The organism is Elusimicrobiota bacterium, from assembly GCA_016721625.1.
Lineage (GTDB): Bacteria > Elusimicrobiota > Elusimicrobia > FEN-1173 > FEN-1173 > JADKHR01.
Genome location: JADKHR010000001.1, coordinates 374,388 through 396,950, shown reverse-complemented (window position 1 = coordinate 396,950; position 22,563 = coordinate 374,388). Strand labels below are relative to the sequence as shown.

The following is a 22,563-nucleotide window of genomic DNA, read 5'->3' as shown; positions in this document are numbered from 1 at the left end:
GCGGCCCCATGCGCGTTGAAAGTCTTTCGACCCCCTGGGCCGTGGCCAAACGGGGAGCGGCCATCGTGGCGGAAGAGTCCCGCGCCGCCGTGGCCGCGCGTGGTCAATTTCTGTTGGCTTTGAGCGGTGGTAAAAGCCCGTGGAAGATGATTCTATCGCTGGCCAAAGAGTCCGTTCCCTGGGAGCATGTCCATGTGTTTCAGGTGGACGAACGGGTCGCCCCCGAAGGCCACCCGGATCGAAACCTCACCACCCTGCGGGAAATCCTACTCACCCAAACGCCCTTAACCGAACCTCAAATCCACGCGATGCCCGTGGACGACGAGGATCTGGTGACCGGGGCCGCCCTCTATGCCCAAACCCTGAGGACCCTGGCTGGAACCCCGGCTCTACTCGATTTGGTGACACTCGGACTTGGGGTGGACGGCCATACCGCGTCACTCATCCCCGGCGATCCCGCCCTGGAGGCGAAAGACCGTGACGTCGCCCTCACCGAACCGCATTTCGGCCGCCCCCGCATCACGCTCACTTACCCCATCCTGAACCGAGCCCGCCGCATTTTATGGATCGTCACAGGGGAAGAAAAAGCCAAAATGATTAAGCGCCTCCTAAACGCCGACCCCGCCATTCCCGCCGGCCTCATCCGCCAAGACAACGCAACGCTGGTCATCGACGAGACCGCGATGCCAGGATGAAAAACCAAATTACATTCGCCAACCGAGCGTAATCCAGTGGGTATTGCCGATGTCGCCAAAAGGGAGAAATAGAAAGAGGGGACGTAGCGTACTAATTTACTTTCGTCGCCAGGCCCCTAAAACAAATCACCTATCCCGGTGACGGGCTTAGGAAACGCAAGCTTAGCGCGCTTCACAGTTAAATAATACGGCTCGACTTAAACCTACTGCCTCCCGGACTTGAAGGCTTCTCGCTTGCCGCTTTTTAGGAAATTTTTCGGGTCCAGAAGTCCGAAAAGCTGAATCAATTTGGCGACCGCGCCGGTCCACCCCGTTTGGTGGCTGGCGCCCAACCCCTCGCCTGTTTCCCCATCGAAATACTCGTAAAAGAGGATGAGGTCCCGCCAGTGGGGGTCCGTTTGGAATTTTTCCGTGGGCCCATAGACCGCGCGGCGGCCCTTTTCGTCCCGCAGAAAGAGACGGGTGAGCCGTTCGGTAAGATCCCGCGCCACCTCGAAAAGGTTCATCTGGTGGCCGGAGCCTGTGGGGCATTCTATTTTGAAATTATCTCCGTAATACAGGTAATATTGCAGGAGACTCCGAATCAAGAGAACGTTGACCGGCATCCACACCGGGCCGCGCCAGTTGGAATTCCCTCCGAACATTCCGGAATTGGATTCGGCCGGTAGGTAGTCCACCCGAAATTCTTCCCCGTGCACATGGAACACGTAGGGATTCTTTTGGTGGAACTTGGAAAGAGATCGGATGCCGTGAGGACTTAGGAACTCGTTTTCGTCGAGCATTTTTTCCAGGATGCGCCGTAGGCGGTTTTCGTTCACCAACGCGATAAGTCCCCGTTCCTCCACGCCGAAATGCCCCGGCCCGGTCATGTGCATATAATTCATGAGGTCGGGCATCTGACGGCGCCGTTTTTCAACGGCCGCCAGGGCTTCGGGCACTTGGTCTCTCTGCCATTTTTCCGTCACGGTGGCGGCGCAGAGGGGCAGGAGGCCCACCATGGATCGGACTTTGAGCCGCGTCGATCCCCCATCCGGAATTTGCAAGACGTCGTAATAGAACCCATCTTCTTCGTCCCACATGCCCTCTTGTCCGGGCGTGTTCATGGCCTTGGCGATATATTGGAAATGTTCCAGGAACTTGAACACCATGTCTTGATAAGAGGGATCGTGCGCCGCCAGCTCCACAGCCAGTTCCAACATGTTTTGAGAGAACAAAGCCATCCAGGCGGTGCCGTCGGCTTGTTCCAGATGGCCCCCCGTCGGAAGCGGCGAGCTTCGGTCAAAGATGCCGATATTGTCCAACCCTAAAAATCCCCCTTCGAACAGGTTTTTCCCAGATCGGTCTTTGCGGTTCACCCACCAGGTGAAGTTGAGCAGAAGTTTGCTGAAGGCGGATTTGAGGAAGTTGAGGTCAACCTCGCCGCGCAGGGCCTGTTCGGTGCGATGTAAAAAGAGCGTTGCCCAAGCATGGACAGGCGGATTGACGTCGCTGAAGTTCCACTCGTAGGCCGGTATCTGGCCTGTTGGGTGGATGTAAAACCCATGAAACATGAGTTCCATCTGTTTTTTGGCGAAGTCGGGGTCCACGATGGATAACGGAAGGGTGTGAAACGCCAGGTCCCAGGCCGCGTACCAGGGATATTCCCATTTGTCCGGCATGGAAATAATGTCCTCATTGATCATGTGGAACCAGTCCCGGTTGCGCGAGGCCCGGCTCCCGGCCACGAGGGGGTGGGCCCCATGTTCTTTCAACCACTTGTCCCCGTCGAAATAATAATACTGTTTCGACCAAAGCATTCCGGCCACGGCTTGGCGAAGGACGTTGGCCGAATCGGGAGAGACGGCGGCCGGGGTGGCCGCACGATAGAAGGCATCCGCCTCTGCCAATCGCGCCGAAAATATACCGTCAAAGTCCCCGAAGGGAGCGGCCGAAATCGATCGGCCAAGACGAAGACGCAGGGAAATGGAGCCCCCGGGGGGTACCGTCATTCGATGATGGGAGGCCGCCTTGGTTCCCCGCCCGGCCGGATTCACCGCCTCCCGTTTGCCGTTGACGACAAAATCATTGATGCCGTCTTTAACAAAGGGCGACGGGTTAGGGTATTGGGGAAATAAGCGCGCATTGTTGGTTTCGTTATCGGTAAACAATACCGCCGCGTCGCTCTCGACGTAATAATGGTAAGCGCCCATCTTCAGGTGCGTCGCCGTCAAATGGGAAATGCCCGCCGGTCCCGCCGTCCGCTCGATCAATGGCTTGGCGCCGACCGGTTCCGCGATCCACCCGGCCCAATCGTTTCGATACCAGAGCGTCGGCAGGATATGGAGTTCAGCGGGCTCGGGACCTCGATTGACGGCGGTGACGCGGATCAGGAGGTCCTCGGGGCCGGCCTTGGCGTATTCCACAAAAACATCAAAGTAACGATCCTGATCGAAAACGCCGGTGTCCAACAGTTCATATTCGCGCTCGTTTCTGGAACGGTTACGATTCGTGCGAACCAAGTCATCGTATGGAAAAGCCCGTTGAGGGTATTTGTAGAGGTACTTCATGTAGGAATGCGTGGGCGTGCTGTCGATATAAAAGTAATATTCCTTTACGTCTTCGCCATGATTTCCTCGGAGTTCGTCAGGCCGAACAACCGTTCTTTTAAAATGGGGTCTTTGCCGTTCCAGAGAGCCAACGCGAAACAAAGACGTTGCTTGTCATCGGACACGCCTCCCAAGCCGTCTTCTCCCCAACGGTAAGCCCGGGACCTCGCCTGGTCATGGGTGAAGTAATTCCATGCATCGCCGGAGTCGCTGTAATCCTCCCGCACGGTTCCCCACTGTCGTTCGGTCAGATAGGGACCCCACCGGTGCCATTTCACTCCCGCCTGACGCAATTCCTCCAAACGCTGTTTTTCTTGGGTCATCGCTTTTTACTCCCTTAGAACGGCTTCTCCCGGAATTCTTTGAAGTCAATTTACCAGATTCTAACCCCGATGGCACGGTTCTCATCGACGTTGGTGCGAATAGGACAACTAATGTCAAAAAAAAATTGTACGCTATACAGCAACAAGATTTCGCTTGACCGATTCGGGCTCAAGATCAGGAGAGACAATGAAAACGCGCACGCTAACATTATTTCGGTATTTGACGTTGGTGTCCGTCTTGGGTTTAGGGCTTTCGGCGTGCGGGACCCTCAGGAAAAAATTTTCTGGCAGCGAGTCGGTCAACATGACCCCTTTCGCCGAAAACACTCTTCTGCTTCTTTCCGAATTGGACTACGGTCTCCCACCTGAAGATGTGGCCGTGGTGCAAAAATACGTGGATTTGAAAGATCCCGAACTCCAGGAATTGATGTCTTTGGTTAAGATTCAGCGTACGTTTTTAAAAGGGATTGTCGAATATTCGATCAAGATCGTAAACCTCGGCCAATCGGAGCTGAACGACAAAGAACAAGCCCGAGCCTACCACGAATACCTCCGCGGATTGGTCGAGTGGTTTGTTCAAACCGGGCAAGACCGGGGCTCTCCCACTCGGGAAGAATACAAATTGATTCTGGCCAAGATCGCCGAATCCGACGACCTGTTGGCCGCCCTTCGGGCGGCCCAGCCGCTGATCCTCCGTTTTAATGAAATCAATCTGGCTCTCGCTCAGGCGATCGCCAAAACCAAAGCCGGCGTGGTTGAAAAAACCCTCACGCGGATTGATCGGGAATATGAAGGGACCATCGGCTTGGCCTTGGCATTGCACCATCGCAAGGAAAGATTGGCGGAATCTTTACGGAAGGTGGTGGATAAAGACGACGGACTTCGCCTCCAGGACTTCTCCCGGCAATACGAAGATGCCGACGCGCTCTCTCGGGTCGTGGCCGGAAACGTGTCTGCCTATTTGGACGCAAAAACCCAGATTGGACGGGTCGTCAAGAATCACGACGACATGGTGAAACGCGGAGGAAAAACGATCTATTTATGGACCAACGCCCACCGAAAATTAGCCTCAGGAATAAAAAACCCGGCGGAATGGTTCCCATTAACCGACATCAGCACCCTCGTGGGCGTCGCCAAGAAAAGCGTCATCCCCTTCTAACCGAAGGCCCCCCAAAGGGGACGTAGCATACTAATTTACTTTCATCCAGCTTTCGGCATTTATTTCGCGTGCAATGTTAAATCCTTTCATTCGCGCTCTTCCGGCCGCCGCAGGTGTCATTTTAACCAACCGAGACATTTCAACATTGTTTTTCCCTAAATATTCTGTGGCTAAAAAAACCAGTAAAGCCTTTGCTTCGGAAACCCTGTGCGTTCGGTTCCTTAAATAAAGCCATTCGACATTTATTGAACATTTGTCTGCAACACGTTGCCCAATTTCATCCAAGCTTAGATTTTCACGAACAATGGATCGCTTGATTTCTTCTTCCTTTTCCACCACCTTGAGAACTGATTCGACGAAATCCCCACTGCCCAGCACACGAGAATCGTAAAGTTGCCGATCCTTTAACGAATCATGCGGAACTTGGCGGGGCGCGCCCCCCAGACTTCTCCCTAATCCCCCGCCGACGAGATCTTCACGATGCCCCTGGCTGGCCCCATTTCCAATAAACGAAAGGTAAAGGTCTCTTGCGGTCGATAATTTCTTGCTAAAAAGTCGGAGGACAACCTCGGTGCTTTGCCAGGGGGCTTTATTCTTTTTAAGCAATACGGAGTGTCCCGTGTATGGAAATTCTTCCAAATCCTTCACCGTCTTCACCAACCCGGCGCGGAGAGGATTCAGATGAATGTAACGCACAAGCTCAAGAAGATATGAATTCTCATCGCATACGATGGACTTGTAACGGTTACTGAAAAGATGCCCAGTTCGTTGGTGTCGAAGGTTAAAGGCCCCCGCATATCCCGTCATAAGACGCCGCATGAAAGGGATCATGCCCTTCGGGCCAGACCGAATGAGGAGATGAAAATGGTTGGGCATTAGTGCCCAGGCCAATATTTCATTGGGGACTTTTTCTTTGGAAGTTTCAACCCGCTCGAGGAAATCGGCGTAATCTGGTTTTCCGATAAAAACAGCCTGGCGATTAATTCCACGGGCAATGACGTGATGTAAGAGGCCTGGGAAATCAATGCGCGCGAGTCGAGGCATAGAAATACGCTAACAAAAATGGTTTGGAAAGTAAATTTGTACGCTACGTCCCCTGTTTATGGCAGAAACGGAATTTCTTGCCGCTTTGGCAGGGGCAGGGGGCGTAGGGGCCGCGTTTTTCATCTTCGGCGGCGGTGAGCGCCATAATATCGGCGGGGGGGCGGTTCTCCTGCAAAAGCTTTACCATGGTCTCCATGGCCGGGCGGGTGTGGGTGAAAAAGAGTTCCAATCCCGCGCAGAGGTAATTGTGGTTTGGGTCGCCGTCCCGGGAAAGGATGAAACGATCTTTTGGACAACCGCCGTTACAAAGAAAGCGCACCTCGCACTTCCGGCATTGGGGGGTGAGGGTATCGCGTTTGTCTAGGCCGAATTTCCGTTGTTGGGGAGAGGCCACCATTTCCAGCATGTGTTTCTCGTGAATATTGCCCAGGCGGAAATTCGGTTCTACGAAATGGTCGCACGAGTAGAGGTCTCCATTGTGTTCGAGCGCCGGGCCATAACCACAGGTGGGAGCGTGAATGCATAGAAGATGTCGGCCGAAATAGGCTTCCAGTGTCACGTCGAACAGTTGAACATACATTCGTCCCACGTCGTAGCGCACCCACTCTTCAAAGATGTCCACCAGAAACCGGCCATAGGCCAGACCCCCAACAGACCGATTCGTGACTAAACTCCCGGTTTGGGTGTAAAGCAAGCGCTTTTGTCCCGGCGCCTCGCTCCAGCCCCGGTTGGCGATTTCGATGGTTTCTTCGGTAGCGCGCTCAACAATGGGAATGAATTGGACCCATGTCGCCTTAAGGTCGTCACGAAAAAACAGGTAGACGGCGCGCCCGTGATCTTGATTCGCGGCATTGACCGTGCAAAGGATATTGAAATCAACGTCGTTGCGCCGAAGGGCCTTCCATCCTCCCATGACCCGATCAAAGGTGCCTTTCCCCCCCCGATCCACTCGGTGGGCATCGTGGATTTCTTTCGGGCCGTCGACGCTCAAACCAATAAGGAAATTGTGTTTTTAAAAGAAAGAACACCATTGATCGTTCAGGAGAATGCCGTTGGTCTGGAAAGTGTGGAGAACGGTTTGGTCGGGTCGACGGTATTTTTCAACCAGTTCCATGGATCGTTTGAAAAAATCCAACCCCAACAGCGTCGGTTCCCCCCCCTGCCAGGCACCGTGACCTCGGGCGCCCGATGGGATTCCAACAATTGTCGGAGGTAGGTCTCCAACGTTGTTTCCGACATACGGTTTTTGTCGTTGGGGTAAAGCGCTTCTTTCGAAAGAAAAAAGCAGTAGCGGCAGTCAATATTGCACGTGGACCCGCTGGGTTTGGCCAGCAAATGAAACCCTGGAGGACCATCGATTTTTGGAACCGCCAACGGCCCCGAGAATTTAACATCCGATTTCGCTGTTTTACCTCCAAATAGACTCATCGCGGTCAACGCATCAACAGCCGCTGAAGGCGGATGGCGATCCGTTCGGGATGAGAAAAGGGCGCTCGCGCGCGCCGGAGTGCGGCGAGGTCGGCGGGGTGGTCGGAGATGACAACGTCCACCCCACGATCGGCCATGCGTTCGAAGCCGGCGGCGTCGTTCACCGTCCAAACGTGCACGGCCAAGCCCACCCGCTTCGCTTGCCAGACCAGCCGGCGGGTGACCGCATTCTGATTCACGCTCAGAAAATTAACGCCCAGTTTCGTGGGGTCTCCTAAAACCTTGGTCACGATCAAACCCGTTACCAGACGGGGTTCCAGTTCCTCCACTTGGCGAAGGGCCTCGAGTTCCAGGGACGTGACCACGCACTGGCCCAGCATCTCTTTTTCACGCAGGATCTCAATCACCTTGGGCCCCAGGGTGGGATCGGGGATGTTGTATTTAAGCTCGATGTTCAGCCCCATGCGGCCATGAACCAAATCGATGGCCTCTCGTAACGTCGGAACCCGTTCGCCGCGAAAAGCCTCCCCAAAAGGAATCCCCACATCGATGGTGCGCAAGTCTTTCAAGATGAGGGATGCCAGGGCACGGGGGTCTCGGCCCATTCGCATTAAGTCACGGTCGTGGAGAACAACCACCTCCCCGTCCTTGGTTGTCTGAACGTCGATCTCTGCGAAATCGGCACCGTCTTTCATGGCCTGGCGCAAGGAACTCAGAGTGTTTTCTGGGGCGGAGGCCGAACTGCCGCGATGGGCTGTAATCCGGACCTGACTGGAGAAATCCAATCGTCGAAGCCACCAGGTGGCGCTGACGGCCATGACCAGGAGCGCCCCGACCATGATTCCAATAGAAACCCGGCGAAAAGTCCGCCGGTCTTTGACCGAGGGTCGAGGAAAATGCTCCGGCGTAACTCCAGCGACCTGCTCAAAGAGCCGATTTATGAGAGTGGTTTGCAGGATCATTCCCACGGTTCCCGATGCCAAACCAATGAGGCCGACCGTTGAAAAAACCAAAAGAACAATCAGGACCGACAATCCCGTGTGGTTTCCAAAAAGAGGAACGACCATTCGCCCCAACCCCAAAGCTGAGGCCGACAGGGCATTTGAACCGAACGTCAGAAGAAGCCACCCCCCGCCGATCGACAGAAGTGGCAAAGCCCAATTCCCCCGGGTATAACGAACACTACGCCGAAGAGATTCCACCGCCGGAAGTTTAAGACGGAGAACGAAAGGAAGCCCATAGGCCCAGCGGGTCCACAAACCGAGGACCACGATTAGCGTAACGGCCCCCGCCAACCCTGCCAGGCCGAGCGCCGCGAACCATTGGGGCGGGTGGGTGTGAAGATAATAGTTAATGTCCTGCTCGCCCAGCAGAAAATGCCAAACGAGGAAAACCACCACGCCCAAAGGAATGTGCAAAAGAAGAAGGGTTCCCAACTGAGTGAAGGTCATTGCCAAAAGAGGGCGAATGCGGCCCGCCACTCCGCGTAGCGCCGTTAAGGGCGACGTCCCCATTTCGGCCGTCATAAAAATGAGCATCGCCTGTTGGACGCGCCAAGAGATCAATCCAGCGAACCCCGCCACCGTTAAAAAGCCGATTCCCTTCAGGGACAAGAAAAAAGCGGTCAGATCGTAATTCGTAACAGCCGAATTCCCAGACGCCCGAACCAATTCCCCCAGCATCAGGTGGACCAAAGGCCAGAAAGCCAATGCCACCACAAGGCCATAAACAATCTGAAATCCGACCAATGTCCGCCAATGGGGGACAAAGGATTTCCAGGCCTCATCCCAAGCGCCAATGACCAACGTTTTCAATGGACTCAGTTTCGGATGGTTCATTTTAGCCTCAATGTTTTCCTTAAAACACGCGTCTGACAGATGGACGGGTTTCATCTTAAATTCAAATTCGTCGGCAGGAAGTAAATTAGTATGCTACGTCCCCTTGTTTACCAGGAATAGGATAGGCCTAGGGCGAGGGTGTCGGTGTCTTGGCCGATTTGGTGTTGGGCGCGAGAGTTTAGGTAAGAGGCTTTCGCGTTCCAGTGGGGGGCCAGTGGGAGGCCTAGGCTGAGGGCCCAGGCCGTGGCGTTTCTTTTGTCGTCTTTGGTTTTTCCGTTGAGGGTTGAGGCGCCGCCTTCGGAATACCCCAAACTTCCGCTCATCCAGAGACCGGGGCGGAGGGTGTAAATCAGGTGGGTTTGGCCCGTATACAGGGGCGCTTGTTCCAATTTGTTGCCGTTAAAAAATTCAGCGTTGTCGGTATAAAAATAGACTTCCCCCGTCAATTCCCCGGTCCATTTGCCGACCGTATGGGTCACGCCCAGCTGGGGGCGAATGGTGAATCGGTTGGAACCCAGGTTGATGAGTTTGTCTTCCATGTAATCCCCCGTTGGAAGCTGGACCACCAGACCCGCTCCGACGATGGTTTCCCGTTTCACACCGCGGCGGTAAGCGGCGAAGTCTTTCCCCTTCAACGGCGGAGCGCCGTAGAGGTTCGTGGCAAACCGTATATAGGAGTCGGACGGACCCTTTCGCTGGACCGACCGAGGCGCCCCGTCTATGGTTCCGTCCCAACGTCCTTCTTGGTACCCCTGGGTCAAATCAATCCGCGCCGATTTCCCAAAAACCGAAAAGCTGTGGATATACTTTCCCAGCCAGGTGTCCAGTTTCATTTTGACATCTTCAATTCGAAGAACGGGATCCAGGTAAATATTGGCCTCGGTGTAGGCATACCCCGCCGTAAGAAAGTTTCCGCCGATAGGCAGGTGTCCCCACCGGCGGGGTTCAATGTCGTTGGCCTGGCTTGTGAGGGAGAGCCCCAGGAACACCAGACCAAATACCGTTGAACCCAAACGAAGCCTCATGGACCGACGCCTTTTTGTCCTGCTAAAAGCGCCTTGGACCCGTGGCCAAGTCGGCGAATGCATTGTTGGGCTTCCGGGATCGAAATATTTAAGCGTTTGAATCGATCTTCCGTCATGAAATAAAGCCCACCCGAAAAGGGAATCGGGGCGTCCGGAATAAAGACGGCAAAGAGGCCGTTGTCCAGTTCTTCCGTTATATAACCGATTTGCCATGAGTCCTCAATTCGGGCGAGAACCACGGTATGGTTCCTTCTTTTTCCAAATGGAGGAACTGGCCCCCGATGCTTTTCAGGAAATCATAACCCGGTAATTTCGTTAGGAAATGAATTTCCAACCAGGTAGCGATATTTTGTGCTGATTTTGTTTTGGAATAAAGACCGGCGATAAAACAGAACAGAAGGAGAATGAGACCCGCCAAAATCCGGGCCAATCCCATGCCGAAAACAGTATCCACCGGAATTCGATCCGCCAGGGGACCGATAAACTTTACGGTGATGTCTTGGGCTTTCCCGACGACAATGACCAAAACAACAAAGGGAAATAAAAACCAAAGGCCCCCTTTCAGTGTCGTTTTAACAAACGCAAAGAAACGATTCACGGGAGAGCCTCCATGGGTGAACAACGTTTTTCAGGCACCACTTAAAACCGAACGATTCTCAAACTCCTGGCTATGAGAAATCCCCCGGGATTCATGACCCAGGGAATCCCCGCGCGACCCATAACACAAGGGGCGAGAATTGGAGGTTGTCCAACTCCCGCCCCCGTGCGTTAGAGGGATTTAAGATGAGATGAAACCCTGAAACTATTTTTTATTCGAGTTTGGCTTTCGGACGTCAATGGCGAGGGTCCGCGTCAGTTTCACCATAACTTTGTCGCCTTTTTTGACGTTTTCGATATTTTTCACGTCAGGGGCAACGTCGATGTCGTAGGTCATTCCGTCAGGGCCTTTCAACGTGGCCGTGCGCTTTTTGGCGTTGATCTTGACCACGGTGGCCGTTACCACGTCGGTGGCAACCGCGACCCCCGAGGGTTTCTTGCCTTCATTTCGAACAATGGCCACATTGGACCCTTCCACCGTCGAAATCCCGGCATCCGGGGATTGAACGACCATGGCCACGGATACCATGAAGTCGATGTCAACGATATCGCCTTTCTTTACTTCATTGAAACGAACGGCGTCCGGCCCCACTTCCATGGAAACGGTGGTTCCATCGGCCTTCTCCAACGTCACCATGCGGGTTTTGTAGTCAATGGCCTTCACCGTGGCGGTCATAGAAACCACGGCCGCATCCACCGCCGCCGGTTTCTCTTTGACCATGCCAGACGCCATTTCTGCGGCGACCGCGCCCAGGGTTCCCATCCACAACGCCACCGCCATTCCTGCCCATGCTCGTTTATTCATTTTATCTCCCTTTAGAAACATTTCTTTCGTAGGTTAAAACCCCACTTTATACCCGATATTAATCGGAATAAATTCGATATCGGCGTGGGTGTTGTTGATGGTGACGTATTGGACGTTGAAACTGATCGCTCCGAGTCCCCCATCAAAGAGGAAATCCAGCCCCACGCCGCCTTGCCACCCGAGCCGAGTGGTCGTCATGTTTCCGGAGGTGTAATCCCCGGAGTTACAACCGTAGATCGGGGAGCAAGACTCGTCCCACGTCACGCTCGCGTCTTCATAATAGAATCCCGGTCCGGCATACAACGAAGGCCGGACCCGCTTTCCCACAGGCGGACTGATGACAAGGCTGGGACCGCCCCCGAGCACCCGAAGGCCCCCCTCGTCCGCGTTGTCCAATTGCGCGAGCGCCGCGTCGCTCAATTTGAAGTTATGAAACATGAGGTCCATCCGGAATCCCAACAGGCGGTCCGGTTGATGGTATCCGCCGAAAAAATCCAACCCAAACCCGCCGTCCAGCAGGTCGGCCGTGGGTCCCGTCCCCTGGGAAAACTGAGAGCGAAACCCATGCTCCAAGGCGTGGGAGCTTTCACCGTTCCGTAGGGATCCGCCGCGAAATATTCTCCCAAAGCCAAAACGGGAGAAGGTTGGAAGGTCGCGGCCATGGCACAGAAGAAAAGAACGACAGAAACCACCCCCCTCTTCTTCCCTTAGATTTATTTTCATGGTCCATTTTCCCATCTCCTTTTATCGTGAAATAGTCCCTTTCCAATCGAACGGAATTATTTGGGACCGACAACCCCGGCGTTCATTCGCCAAAGGACAAAATTCAAGCAGGAAGCAAAGCTCACCCATAACAAATAGGGAATCATCATGGCCCCCGCTCCCCGATGGACCTTCCAAAACAGAACCGTGACAATTAAGATGGCGGACCAGAGAGCCAAAATATCCAGGAACGCCAGGTCGGGCCGATAACGCCCAAAAAAAAGGTAAGACCAAAAGGCATTGAGCAAGAGCTGGACCACGAAAAAACTCAGCGCCATGCCCGCGCCGGAAAATCCGCTCCGTCGCCAAACGAGCCAGGCCGCCACGCCCATGAGCACGTAAAGCACCGACCAAACAGGCCCGAAAATGGCGTTGGGAGGGTTCCACGAAGGTTTGGCAAGCGAAGCATACCATTCCCCCGGCATATAACGGGAGCCGACCCAAGCCGCACCGAAGGTAAGCCCCAACCAACCCACGAGACCCATCAAACTTTTCCCCATATTTTTTTCTCCTAATGAAGCCCTACAAAAAACATCGCCTCCCGCGGATTATGCAAAATGAAGAAAGGCCGGGAACACCCATGAAAAGAGCCGCGAATTAGTAGATACTCCAATCCACGTTACGCATGGTTCCCGTATCGGCAAACTGCAGGTGCATGCCGAAAGAAGCCCGCAACATGTGAGGCGTGTGGGACTCCTTCGATAGATTCCAGTAGCGGTGGAGTTGCTCCCGGTAGTCGGGATGAGCGCAACGATCGATGATCAATTTGGCCCGCTCTTTTGGACTTTTGCCGCGGAGATCCGCGACCCCGAATTCCGTTACGATCACCTGAACCGAATGTTCGCTGTTGTCCAGGTGGGTGACCATGGGGACGATGGTGCTGATTTTCCCGTCTTTAGCGGTGGACGGACATGTAAACACGGAAAGATACGCGTTGCGGGCAAAATCACCGGAGCCACCGATGCCGTTCATCATGGTCCGACCCAAGACGTGGGTGCTGTTCACGTTTCCGGACAGGTCCACTTCCAACGCGGTGTTCACCGACAAAACACCTAACCGCCGAATCACTTCCGGGTTATTAGAAATTTCCTGGGGTCGCAAAACCATGCGGGACCGAAAAAATTCCAGGTCTTGATACATACCCGTCAACACGTTGGGGGCCACCGTGAGGGAGCAACCACTAGCAAAGGATATTTTTCCTTCTCTCATCAGCGTGACCACGGAATCTTGAATGACTTCCGTATACATTTGAAACGACGGAATGTCGGGATGTTTTCCCAACGCCGCTAAAACAGCATTGGCCGTGTCCCCCACACCGGACTGAAGCGGCAAGAATTCCTTGGGAACGCGTCCCGAGCGCATCTCTTCGGCGAAAAACTCGGCCACGTTTTCCCCGATGCGCCGCGTGGTGTCGGCCACTTCGCTAAAAGAACCATTTTCGTCAGCCGTGTTATGACGCACCACCGCCACGATCTTCTTGGGATCGACCTTGAGCACCGTGGACCCGATGCGGTCGGCCGGATGGTAAAGGGGGATGGCCCGCCGATGAGGAGGGTCCAGGGGCTCATAAATGTCGTGAAACCCCGCCAGCCCCGCAGGATGAAAAGCGTTCAGCTCAACAATGATCTTATCGGCGATCCGGGCGTAGGTCGGGGAGGCCCCCACAGACGATGTCAGCGTGATCTGCCCGTCCGGCGTCAAGTCGCAGGCTTCGATGACCGCCACGTTGACCTTTCCAAAAAACCCATAGCGCGCGTTTTGGGGAACCAAGGACAAGTGGATGTCCATGAATTCCGTTTTCCCGGCATTGATGCTTTTCCGAATATCCGGGTCCGACTGATACGGCATGCGAAAGGCGATGGCGTCCGCCTTGGCGAGAGCGCCGTCCAGGGACCGGCCGGTGGACGCGCCGGTGAGCACGCGGATTTTAAAATGTTTCCCAGCCGAATGTTCATGAATGGCTCGCCGGGCCACGGCGGATGGCACCACTTTGGCGGCTCCGGCCGGTGTAAAACCGCTGAACCCCACGGTGTCTCCGTTGGCAATCAAGAGCGCCGCTTCGTCTGCGTTCATAACGGGAATGGATGTTGCCATAAGTTTTTCCATCATCGAACCCCTCCGAAGATAATTGTTAAAAAGGACAATAACACTGAGCCCTGGCAGGTTTAATGTCCGGAAAGCCCACCCTCTCCCCCTCCCTCTCCCGCCCGCGGGAGAGGGCGAAAGGCGCCGATCTGAGTCGTCAACGAAAAAACAAGAACCAACTTAAAAAGCTCTCCGTTTGCCCCATTTATGAATGGTTTTGAACAATGGCCTATATCAAAGCACGTGGGTGAAGGAACTATTCCAGGGAAAGGATCAGCGCTCCTTCTTTCAAGGAGGAGCCCTCGGCGGCGACGATGTTCTTCACCTGTCCCCCCCTGGGCGCAAAGACATGGTTGTACACTTTCATGGCCTCCAACACCGCCACTTGTTCACCTTCCTTCACGGCCTGGCCTTTTGAAACCAACACCTTGGTCAACTTGCCAGCCAGCGGACTGCGCACCTCGAGATCCCCGGCTCCCATGGGCGCCGTCGACACATGCTCGATGGAGGTGGGGGTCGGTTGGGACCGCGGAGCTGGAACCACCACCGGTTTTCCGGACTCTCCCAACGTCTCCACAAACACTTCGTATTCTTTTCCTTCCACGGTGATTCGGTAACGTTGCGTCATGATTTTTCCTTTCCAAAAGAATGGGTTTGGTGGTGCATCATGCGGCCCATGAACGACCACCCGTGGAGGGCGTCCTGGGTCCAGCCCGAAGGAACAGAGGCCGTGCGCGTTTCCCTCACAAAAACGATCTTGGACCCGGCGGGGGCCACCCGCCGAACGGTTTCTTCCAGGAGCGCCCGATGCAAAGGAGGTAGGTCCATCACAGCGGCATGGTCCCGTGCTTTTTAGGCGGGCGGGTTTCCCGTTTGGTCAAGGTGTACCGCAGGGCTTTGCCGACCACGGCCCGGGTCTCCGACGGTTCAATGACATCGGTGATGTGGGCTTTGGAGGCGGATTCGAACGGCGTGCAAAACTTGGCCCGATATTCCGCCACCAGCTCCGCTTCTTTCGCTTTCGGGTCGGCCGCGGCGCCGATTTCCTTGCGATAAAGGATCCGCGAGGCCCCTTCGGCGCCCATCACCGCGATCTCGGCGCAGGGCCAGGCGTAGGTCATGTCCGCGCCCAAGGAACGGGACGACATGGCGATGTAGGCCCCCCCGTAGGCCTTCCGCATAAACACGGTGATTTTCGGAACCGTGGCCGCGGCGTAGGCGAAAAGGACTTTGGCCCCGTGTCGAATGATGCCCCCGCGCTCCTGCCCGATCCCTGGCAAAAAACCCGGGGTATCGACCAAGGTGACCAGGGAAATATTGAAGGCGTTACAAAAACGGATGAAACACGCGGTCTTGTCGGACGCGTCGATGTCCAAGCATCCCGCCTTCACCATGGGCTGGTTGGCGATGATTCCCACCACCACCCCTTGCACGCGTGCGAATCCCACGACGATGTTGCGGGCCCAGTCGCGCTGAACTTCAAAAAATTCGCCCCCGTCCACCAGCCGCCCGATGACCTGCAAAACGTCGAAGGGGTCCTTGGGATCCGCCGGAACCAAGTCGTTCATGGCGAGGTCCGGGGACACGTCCAGGCGGTCGGTGAGGTGGTGGGGCGGATCCATGAGATTATTGGATGGCAAGTAAGACAACAACTTTTTGTAGAGGACGAGGGCATGGGCGTCGTTGTCCGCCACAAAATGAATATTGCCGCTCACGCGGGCGTGGGTTTCAGCCGACCCGATGTCTTCCATGGTGGTCTTTTCCCCGGTCACGGCGAAGATGACCTCGGGGCCGCAAATAAACATATTGGCGGTTTTTTTCACCATGATAATGAAGTCCATGAGCGCCGGCGAATAGGCCGCCCCCCCAGCGCAGGGGCCCGAGATAATGGCCACTTGAGGAAGAATTCCGCTGGCTAATACATTGCGAAAAAAAACGTCGCCGTAACCTTCCAGGGAATCCACTCCCTCTTGGATGCGGGCGCCGCCGGAGTCGTTGATGCCGACGATGGGAATTCCGGTCTTGAGGGCGTATTCTTGGAGTTGGGTGATGCGCTTGGCGTGAAACCGACCGAGAGAACCGCCCCCCACGGTAAAGTCCTGGCTGAAGGCGGCCACGGGCCGGCCCCCCACCATCCCCACCCCGGTGATAACACCGTCCCCCGGCATCTTTTTCCCCGCCATGCCGAAATGACGACCTTCGTGATGGGTATGGGTGAACATTTCCGAAAAGGTGCCGGGCTCAAAAAGGGCGTCGAGACGTTCCCGGGCCGTCAGGAGCCCCTTCGCGCGGCGTTCGTCGTATTTTTCCTTGCCGCCGGCCGACATTACCTCCGCGCGTTTATCGGCCAGCGTCTTGATCAAGCCCGGTTCAAGGGTCATGACACGTGGGCCGGCGCGACAGCGGCGGGGTCCGGCATGCAAAATTCCGTCAATACCCCATGGGTGGATTTGGGATGAAGGAACGCCACCAATTTACCACCGGCTCCCGGAAACGGTTTTTCATGAATCAAACGACATCCCGCTCCAGAGGCTTGGGCCAGTTGAGCCGCCACGTCGTCCGTGGCAAAGGCCACGTGCTGGACGCCTTCCCCGTTTTTTTCAATAAATTTAGCGATGGGACTTTCCGGGTCGGTGGCTTCCAAGAGCTCCAAATGACATTCTCCAACGGAAAAAAAGGCGGTTCGAACTTTTTGAGACGCCACTTCCTCAATCCTCTCGCATTTCAAACCTAGCGCTTTTTCGTAGGTGGGCACGCTTTCCTTCAGTGATTTCACCGCGATGCCCAAATGGTCTATTTTCTGGATCATGACTCAACTCCCTTATCGTCAATGTGCGATGCGCCGTCGAATGCCCGAAAAAGATTGACAACCGCCGCGGTGACGGTCAGCCGACCCGCTAAGACTTCCGCCTCCATTTGAGGTAAAAGGGAACGGACCGCCTTATCGTTAAAAAACCATCGATTCAACCGATCCCGCACCAGGTCGTTCAACCAATTCAGGGTTTGCTGGGCCCGCCGTTCTTTTAAAATGTCCTTGGATCCCAGTTCCCGATAAAATCGTTCGATGGTTCCCCACATCGTATCAATGCCTTTCTCTTCCAAGGCGGATCCGGAAAACACCTCGGATCGCCATTGGGGCGTGGCGGGCGCCGTGTATTTTAAAGCCGATTGGTATTCTACCTGGGTTTGAGTGGCGCGCGTCCCGTTTTTGCCGTCCGCTTTGTTAACGAAGATGGCGTCGGCCAACTCCACAATCCCTTTTTTTATCCCCTGCAGTTCATCCCCGCCCCCGGGCAACAGGAGCAACAAAAAAAAGTCCACCATGGATCGAACCGCGATTTCGTTCTGCCCGACCCCCACCGTTTCCACAATCACCACATCAAAGCCCGCCGCTTCGCAAACCAACAAGGCTTCACGGGTTTTCCGCGCCACGCCGCCCAAGGTGGCTCCCGACGGGGACGGTCGAATGAACGCCAGGGGGTCCCGGCTCAACCGGCTCATGCGGGTTTTGTCGCCCAAAATACTTCCGCCCGTGCGTTGGCTGGACGGATCAATGGCCAAAACCGCCACCCGTTTGTTCTGCCCCGTCAAAAAAGAGCCGAAAGCTTCGACGAAAGTGCTTTTCCCCACGCCGGGAGCGCCCGTGATTCCGATCCGGCGCGACCGCCCTGTGTGGGGCCACAAACCTTGCAGGACGGCCTGGCTGAGTTCCTGGTCCCGAGGGGCGTCGCTTTCGACCAGGGTAATGGCCCGGGCCAGAAGGGTGCGGTCCCCAGCCACCACGCCGCGCACATATTCGTCAGCGGAAAGAACCGTCAATTAGCGTTCCACGGGGCCCGGCGTTGCAATTCGTCCAAAATCTGTCGAGCGCCCACGTGGATGGCGGTGCCGGGACCAAAAATAAAATGGGCTCCGAACCCTCTTAACTGGTCGTAATCCTGGTGGGGGATCACCCCGCCCACCACCAACAAGATGTCGTCCCGGCCCAGTTTCGCCAATTCGGAAGATATTTGAGAAACGATGGTCTTGTGTCCCCCGGCCAAGGAACTGACCCCGACCACGTGAACATCGTTTTCAACGGCCATCTTGGCGGTTTCTTCCGGCGTTTGAAATAACGGCCCAATGTCCACGTCAAAACCCAGATCCGCAAACGCCGTGGCCACCACTTTCGCCCCGCGGTCATGGCCGTCTTGCCCGATTTTCGCCACCAGAATCCGGGGCCGACGTCCCTCCTTTTCTTTAAACCGGGCCGAACTGTCTCTCACATCAAAATGGTTTCGTCCTCGCCGAATTCACTGTTGTAAACACCCGAAACGGACCGGATCACGGCTTCGTGTCGGTGAAATGATTTTTCAAGGGCGAAGGAGATCTCTCCCAAGGTTGCCCTGGCCCGGGCGGCATCGATGGCCAACGCCAATAAGTTTCCTTTGCCTGTTTGGGCGGAAGAGGTCAGAGCGTTGAGCGTTTCGGTCACGCGGGCATTGTCCCGTTTCGCCTTGACGGCGCGAATTCGACGAATTTGGGCGTCCCGCACGGCGGTGTTGTCTACTTCCAACACCTCCATGGGCTCTTCTTGATCCAACCGGTAAAGATTGACCCCCACGATGGATTCCCGTTTCGAGTCGATCCGAGCTTGACGACGGGCCGCGGCCTCTTCGATCCTCAGTTTCGGCACGCCGGTCTCAATGGCTTTGGCCATTCCACCCAAAGACTCAATTTCTTTTAAGTGCTCGGCCCCGCGCCGAATCATGTATTCCGTCAAGGCTTCCACATAGTAAGAGCCGCCCCAGGGATCGATCACCTGGCAAAGACCCGTTTCTTCCTGCAAAAACAACTGGGTGTTGCGGGCAATCCGCGCGGAGAAATCCGTGGGCAGAGCGATGGCTTCGTCCAGGGAATTGGTGTGAAGGGATTGGGTATGGCCCAGAACCGCGGCCATGGCTTCCACGCAGGTGCGCACCACGTTGTTGTAAGGATCTTGCTCCGTTAAACTCCACCCCGACGTTTGGGAATGGGTACGCAGGGCCATGGATTTTGGATTTTTCGGTTGGAATTCCTGAACAATGCCCGCCCAAAGAACCCGCGCGGCGCGCATCTTGGCGATTTCCATGAAAAAGTTTTTCCCCAGGGCCCAGAAGAACGACAATCGAGGGGCAAAGGAGTCTATGTCGATTCCGGCCTTCACGCCGGCGCGGAGATATTCCAACCCATCGGCCAGGGTGTAGGCCAGTTCCAAATCCAGGGTCGCTCCCGCTTCCTGCAAATGGTATCCCGATATACTGATGCAGTTGAATTTCGGCATGTTTTTTGAGGTGAAGGAGAAAATGTCGGCGATGATCCGCATGGAGGGGGCCGGTGGATAAATGTAGGTGTTCCGAACAAGATACTCTTTCAAAATATCGTTCTGAATGGTCCCCGTCAACTGCGCCATGGAAACGCCCTGTTCCTCGGCGGCCACGATGAAAAACGCCAAGATCGGTAGAACCGCCCCGTTCATGGTCATGGATACGGAAATTTTGTCCAAGGGAATCCCATCAAACAACACCTTCATGTCGGCCAAGGAATCCACGGCGACGCCCGCTTTCCCCACATCAGCAAAGGCCCGGGGATGGTCGGAGTCGTAACCTCGATGCGTGGGCAGGTCAAAGGCCACCGAAAGGCCGGTCTGCCCCGCCGCGAGGTTTCGCTTATAAAACGCGTTGCTTTCCTCGGCGGTGGAAAACCCGGCGTATTGACGGACGGTCCACGGGCGGTTCACGAACATGGTGGCGTAGGGGCCCCGCATAAAGGGAGCGAGCCCCGGGAATGATCGGGGGTTTTCAAGCGCGGCCGTATCTTCCGCGGAATAAAGAGGTTTCGCGTCGAGCCCTTCCAGGGTTTGACGGAAATGCTCTTCCAAAGCGCGGCCGGTCTCCTTTTCAAAACGGGCTCTCCACTCCTGGGCCGAGCCGCCCGCCGAGGGGGAGGACAATGGGATTTTGGTGAAATCCGGAAATGTCGTCATGAAAGAACACCAGCTTTTTGGGCGATTCGTTCCAGGGTGTCTAAAGCATCGGCCCGCACATGAATAAATTCCTCCACCCCGGCCTGACGGAGACTTTCCTCCTGTCCCTCCGGTAAACCAGCCAGGACCAGAAGCGGATGTTTAGGGCGCTTTTTGAGTCCGGAGACAAAAGCGGGCACCAACGTCGGGTACGTTTCGTCTGTGGAGCACAGGACCGTCACCGGGGCGTGGGACGTCAAGGCGGCCTGGGCGGCCTGGTCCGCCTGGGAAAACCCGACGGCGGGGTAGATCACCTGAAACCCGGCCGTTTCAAAAAAAGATCGTGAAAATTCCGCGCGGGCCTTGTATTGTTTCAAAGGCCCCATGACCGCCAAATATACCGCCGGGCGAACATTGTGTTTTTGCGTAAAGAGGTCGATCCGCCGCCGCAACGCTTCGTAGCGGGCGGGACCCCGTTCCAGCGGGAGCGGGGAAAGAACGGGCTCGGGCACGGTATCTTTCCAAAGGGCGTGGGCCAAATCGCCGGAAGATGCGCCTTCATGGATGGACTCCAGCACCCATTCCACTAAAACGCGCCCCCCCTCGGCCGGACGAGTCAGGTTGGCCCGGGACGAATGGTGGACGGTTCGATAGCGGTTCACCGCCTCCACTTGGTTGGCCCAACGGTCCCACCCGGTGTGGGGCGGCTCGCCCTTTGATTGGAGGGAAGCGTATTGGTTGATCCCAACAAAAACGTCCCTTCGGCGAGAAATATTCTTCTGTTTTTCACTGGCCGTGCGGAGGATCCATTCCTGGGGCACCCCTTGGCGCAGGGCGGCGGCCAATCCCCCCCTCTTTTCAATATCCTGAAAAATACCCCAAGCCTTTTCGGCCAAGGCGTGGGTGAGATGTTCCACATAATACGATCCCCCCGCGGGATCCGTCACGTGGGTCAAATCGCATTCTTCTTTTAAAACCACCTGGGTGTTGCGCGCCAAACGGTGGGAGAGTTCGTCGGTGACCCCCGAGGCGCCGTTGTAAGGGGCCACCTCCATGCTGTCGCAACCGCCCAAAACCCCGGCAAAGGCTTCCACGGTGGACCGAAGAATGTTGACCGTGGGTTCGTAATGGGTTTTGTTCCACAAGGAGGTGCGCGCATGAATCGATACGGTTTTGGCCGCGTCCCCAATCCCCAAGGATTCAAAGAGGCGGGCCCAAATCCACCGGGCGGCCCGCACTTTAGCCATCTCCTTAAAAAATTGTGTGCCAAGGGTCAATTGGAATCGTATTTTGTTGGCCGCCACGTCCAAAGGTATTCCTCTCTCCGACAAGGCCCGCAAATATTCTACCCCGGCCGCCAAGGAAAGACCCAATTCCTGAGCCGCGTCCCCCCCCGCCTCGTGCCAAACCCGCGTGGACACTCCCATGGGTTGAAAATTCGGACATCGCGCATGGGTGCGCTCCACCAAAACGGCGAGGCCGTCGTACAACTCGGACAAATTGGTCGGAAGGGCTCCTTTGGCGGCCCAGTGGGCTAAATGATCGTTATCAAAGAAACCGGATAATTTGCCTAAATCAGCTTTCTGATCCTCAAAAAGCGCCACCAAAAATCCGAACATGACCGCCGACAAGGGACCCGCCGAAAGAAGGAGGGGGGTGGTTGACAGATCCAGGCCATCCAAGAGAACGCGCAAATCCTCTTTGGTGGATATGGGAAGCCCATGATGGGAAGCAATGTCGGAGGGAACCGTGGCGGAATCCCGCCCCGCTAAGGTATCGTCGTCAATGGAAATCACGAGCCCGTCCAAGCCCCGTTGGAGAGCAGCCCGCGCCTGGCGGTTGAACTCCACCGGTCCCAGGGACGTAAAATCGTGGAAGATTTTCCAAGGACGTTGGGTTCGGCCGGAGGGCTCTTTCCCCCGGGTGTAAGGGAAAAAACCGGGGAAAGATTTTGAAGTGTCGAGAAAACCAATGTCCTCGGCCGTGTAAAGAGGTTGAAGAACGACCCCCTCATAGGTCTTGGTGAGGAGCTTCTTATCAAAAGCCTGCCCCTTCAACTCGCCCTCCGCCAAAACGCGCCAGTCGGCTTTGGTGGCGGAGGCAAAAGTCGCTTGTGAAGGGTCCCTCAAAGGGACATGCGGAGGGGGTGTTTCCACTGCCATATAAAGGTCCTTTAATAATCGCGCCCAAGGCACGAAAAACCATTTTCTCGCATGTTACAAAAATAGCGCCGG

At 55.6% G+C, this 22,563-nt stretch carries 16 protein-coding genes and 3 pseudogenes; 2 read left to right on the top strand and 17 right to left on the bottom strand.

Going from position 1 to position 22,563, the window contains the following annotated elements; all coding sequences use genetic code 11:
• Nucleotides 1-8 precede the first annotated feature (8 nt).
• Nucleotides 9-695: a 6-phosphogluconolactonase gene (pgl, locus tag IPP35_01630; protein MBL0057834.1), complete on the top strand. Its 687-nt coding sequence runs from the start codon at nt 9-11 to the stop codon at nt 693-695.
• A gap of 203 nt (nt 696-898) precedes the next feature.
• On the opposite strand, the pseudogene IPP35_01625 reads toward pgl, so the two are convergent.
• Nucleotides 899-3,603: pseudogene (locus tag IPP35_01625) on the bottom strand (glucosidase).
• A gap of 187 nt (nt 3,604-3,790) precedes the next feature.
• Here IPP35_01625 and IPP35_01620 point away from each other — a divergent pair.
• The gene (locus IPP35_01620; protein MBL0057833.1) at nt 3,791-4,762 is read left to right on the top strand and encodes a hypothetical protein; all 972 of its coding nucleotides are present in this window, start codon (nt 3,791-3,793) and stop codon (nt 4,760-4,762) included.
• 30 nt (nt 4,763-4,792) lie between these two features.
• Here IPP35_01620 and IPP35_01615 read toward each other — a convergent pair whose 3' ends face one another.
• From IPP35_01615 to IPP35_01540, 16 genes and pseudogenes are all read right to left on the bottom strand, one after another.
• Entirely contained in the window at nt 4,793-5,806 is a 1,014-nt protein-coding gene (locus IPP35_01615) for a transposase (protein ID MBL0057832.1), read from the bottom strand.
• A 43-nt stretch (nt 5,807-5,849) separates the two neighbouring features.
• Nucleotides 5,850-7,234: pseudogene (locus IPP35_01610) on the bottom strand (anaerobic sulfatase maturase).
• 5 nt (nt 7,235-7,239) lie between these two features.
• Nucleotides 7,240-9,072, bottom strand: coding sequence for a glycerophosphoryl diester phosphodiesterase membrane domain-containing protein (locus tag IPP35_01605; GenBank protein MBL0057831.1), 1,833 nt, complete (start codon nt 9,070-9,072; stop codon nt 7,240-7,242).
• 107 nt (nt 9,073-9,179) lie between these two features.
• Nucleotides 9,180-10,097 (bottom strand): transporter, encoded by a 918-nt coding sequence (locus tag IPP35_01600; protein MBL0057830.1) that lies wholly within the window; start codon nt 10,095-10,097, stop codon nt 9,180-9,182.
• Nucleotides 10,098-10,290: 193 nt separating this feature from the next.
• A complete protein-coding gene (locus IPP35_01595) occupies nt 10,291-10,695 on the bottom strand; it encodes a hypothetical protein (GenBank protein MBL0057829.1) in 405 nt (134 codons plus the stop codon).
• 204 nt (nt 10,696-10,899) lie between these two features.
• Entirely contained in the window at nt 10,900-11,499 is a 600-nt protein-coding gene (locus IPP35_01590) for a hypothetical protein (GenBank protein MBL0057828.1), read from the bottom strand.
• 33 nt (nt 11,500-11,532) lie between these two features.
• Nucleotides 11,533-12,222, bottom strand: coding sequence for an outer membrane beta-barrel protein (locus IPP35_01585; protein MBL0057827.1), 690 nt, complete (start codon nt 12,220-12,222; stop codon nt 11,533-11,535).
• A gap of 56 nt (nt 12,223-12,278) precedes the next feature.
• Entirely contained in the window at nt 12,279-12,761 is a 483-nt protein-coding gene (locus tag IPP35_01580) for a tryptophan-rich sensory protein (protein MBL0057826.1), read from the bottom strand.
• A gap of 97 nt (nt 12,762-12,858) precedes the next feature.
• A complete protein-coding gene (locus IPP35_01575; protein MBL0057825.1) occupies nt 12,859-14,355 on the bottom strand; it encodes an acetyl-CoA hydrolase/transferase family protein in 1,497 nt (498 codons plus the stop codon).
• 247 nt (nt 14,356-14,602) lie between these two features.
• Nucleotides 14,603-14,974, bottom strand: coding sequence for an acetyl-CoA carboxylase biotin carboxyl carrier protein subunit (locus IPP35_01570; protein MBL0057824.1), 372 nt, complete (start codon nt 14,972-14,974; stop codon nt 14,603-14,605).
• The gene (locus IPP35_01565; protein MBL0057823.1) at nt 14,971-15,174 is read right to left on the bottom strand and encodes a hypothetical protein; all 204 of its coding nucleotides are present in this window, start codon (nt 15,172-15,174) and stop codon (nt 14,971-14,973) included. The genes IPP35_01570 and IPP35_01565 overlap by 4 nt, the downstream gene beginning before the upstream one ends.
• The gene (locus IPP35_01560) at nt 15,174-16,727 is read right to left on the bottom strand and encodes an acyl-CoA carboxylase subunit beta (protein ID MBL0057822.1); all 1,554 of its coding nucleotides are present in this window, start codon (nt 16,725-16,727) and stop codon (nt 15,174-15,176) included. Before IPP35_01560 ends, IPP35_01565 begins: the two co-directional genes overlap by 1 nt.
• The gene (mce, locus tag IPP35_01555; protein MBL0057821.1) at nt 16,724-17,155 is read right to left on the bottom strand and encodes a methylmalonyl-CoA epimerase; all 432 of its coding nucleotides are present in this window, start codon (nt 17,153-17,155) and stop codon (nt 16,724-16,726) included. The genes IPP35_01560 and mce overlap by 4 nt, the downstream gene beginning before the upstream one ends.
• On the bottom strand, nt 17,152-18,165 hold the full coding sequence (gene meaB / locus IPP35_01550) for a methylmalonyl Co-A mutase-associated GTPase MeaB (GenBank protein MBL0057820.1): 1,014 nt from the start codon (nt 18,163-18,165) through the stop codon (nt 17,152-17,154). The genes mce and meaB overlap by 4 nt, the downstream gene beginning before the upstream one ends.
• A pseudogene (gene scpA, locus IPP35_01545) lies at nt 18,162-20,350 on the bottom strand (methylmalonyl-CoA mutase). The gene meaB and the pseudogene scpA overlap by 4 nt, the downstream one beginning before the upstream one ends.
• On the bottom strand, nt 20,347-22,491 hold the full coding sequence (locus IPP35_01540; protein ID MBL0057819.1) for an acyl-CoA mutase large subunit family protein: 2,145 nt from the start codon (nt 22,489-22,491) through the stop codon (nt 20,347-20,349). The pseudogene scpA and the gene IPP35_01540 overlap by 4 nt, the downstream one beginning before the upstream one ends.
• Nucleotides 22,492-22,563 lie beyond the last annotated feature (72 nt).

Excerpts from the sequence above, each read along its gene's own strand:
- pgl (MBL0057834.1), top strand. The coding sequence starts at position 9 with ATGCGCGTTGAAAGTCTTTCGACCCCCTGGGCCGTGGCCAAACGGGGA.
- IPP35_01620 (MBL0057833.1), top strand. The coding sequence starts at position 3,791 with ATGAAAACGCGCACGCTAACATTATTTCGGTATTTGACGTTGGTGTCC.
- IPP35_01615 (MBL0057832.1), bottom strand. The coding sequence starts at position 5,806 with ATGCCTCGACTCGCGCGCATTGATTTCCCAGGCCTCTTACATCACGTC.
- IPP35_01605 (MBL0057831.1), bottom strand. The coding sequence starts at position 9,072 with ATGAACCATCCGAAACTGAGTCCATTGAAAACGTTGGTCATTGGCGCT.
- IPP35_01600 (MBL0057830.1), bottom strand. The coding sequence starts at position 10,097 with ATGAGGCTTCGTTTGGGTTCAACGGTATTTGGTCTGGTGTTCCTGGGG.
- IPP35_01590 (MBL0057828.1), bottom strand. The coding sequence starts at position 11,499 with ATGAATAAACGAGCATGGGCAGGAATGGCGGTGGCGTTGTGGATGGGA.
- IPP35_01585 (MBL0057827.1), bottom strand. The coding sequence starts at position 12,222 with ATGAAAATAAATCTAAGGGAAGAAGAGGGGGGTGGTTTCTGTCGTTCT.
- IPP35_01580 (MBL0057826.1), bottom strand. The coding sequence starts at position 12,761 with ATGGGGAAAAGTTTGATGGGTCTCGTGGGTTGGTTGGGGCTTACCTTC.
- IPP35_01575 (MBL0057825.1), bottom strand. The coding sequence starts at position 14,355 with ATGGCAACATCCATTCCCGTTATGAACGCAGACGAAGCGGCGCTCTTG.
- IPP35_01570 (MBL0057824.1), bottom strand. The coding sequence starts at position 14,974 with ATGACGCAACGTTACCGAATCACCGTGGAAGGAAAAGAATACGAAGTG.
- IPP35_01565 (MBL0057823.1), bottom strand. The coding sequence starts at position 15,174 with ATGGACCTACCTCCTTTGCATCGGGCGCTCCTGGAAGAAACCGTTCGG.
- IPP35_01560 (MBL0057822.1), bottom strand. The coding sequence starts at position 16,727 with ATGACCCTTGAACCGGGCTTGATCAAGACGCTGGCCGATAAACGCGCG.
- mce (MBL0057821.1), bottom strand. The coding sequence starts at position 17,155 with ATGATCCAGAAAATAGACCATTTGGGCATCGCGGTGAAATCACTGAAG.
- IPP35_01540 (MBL0057819.1), bottom strand. The coding sequence starts at position 22,491 with ATGGCAGTGGAAACACCCCCTCCGCATGTCCCTTTGAGGGACCCTTCA.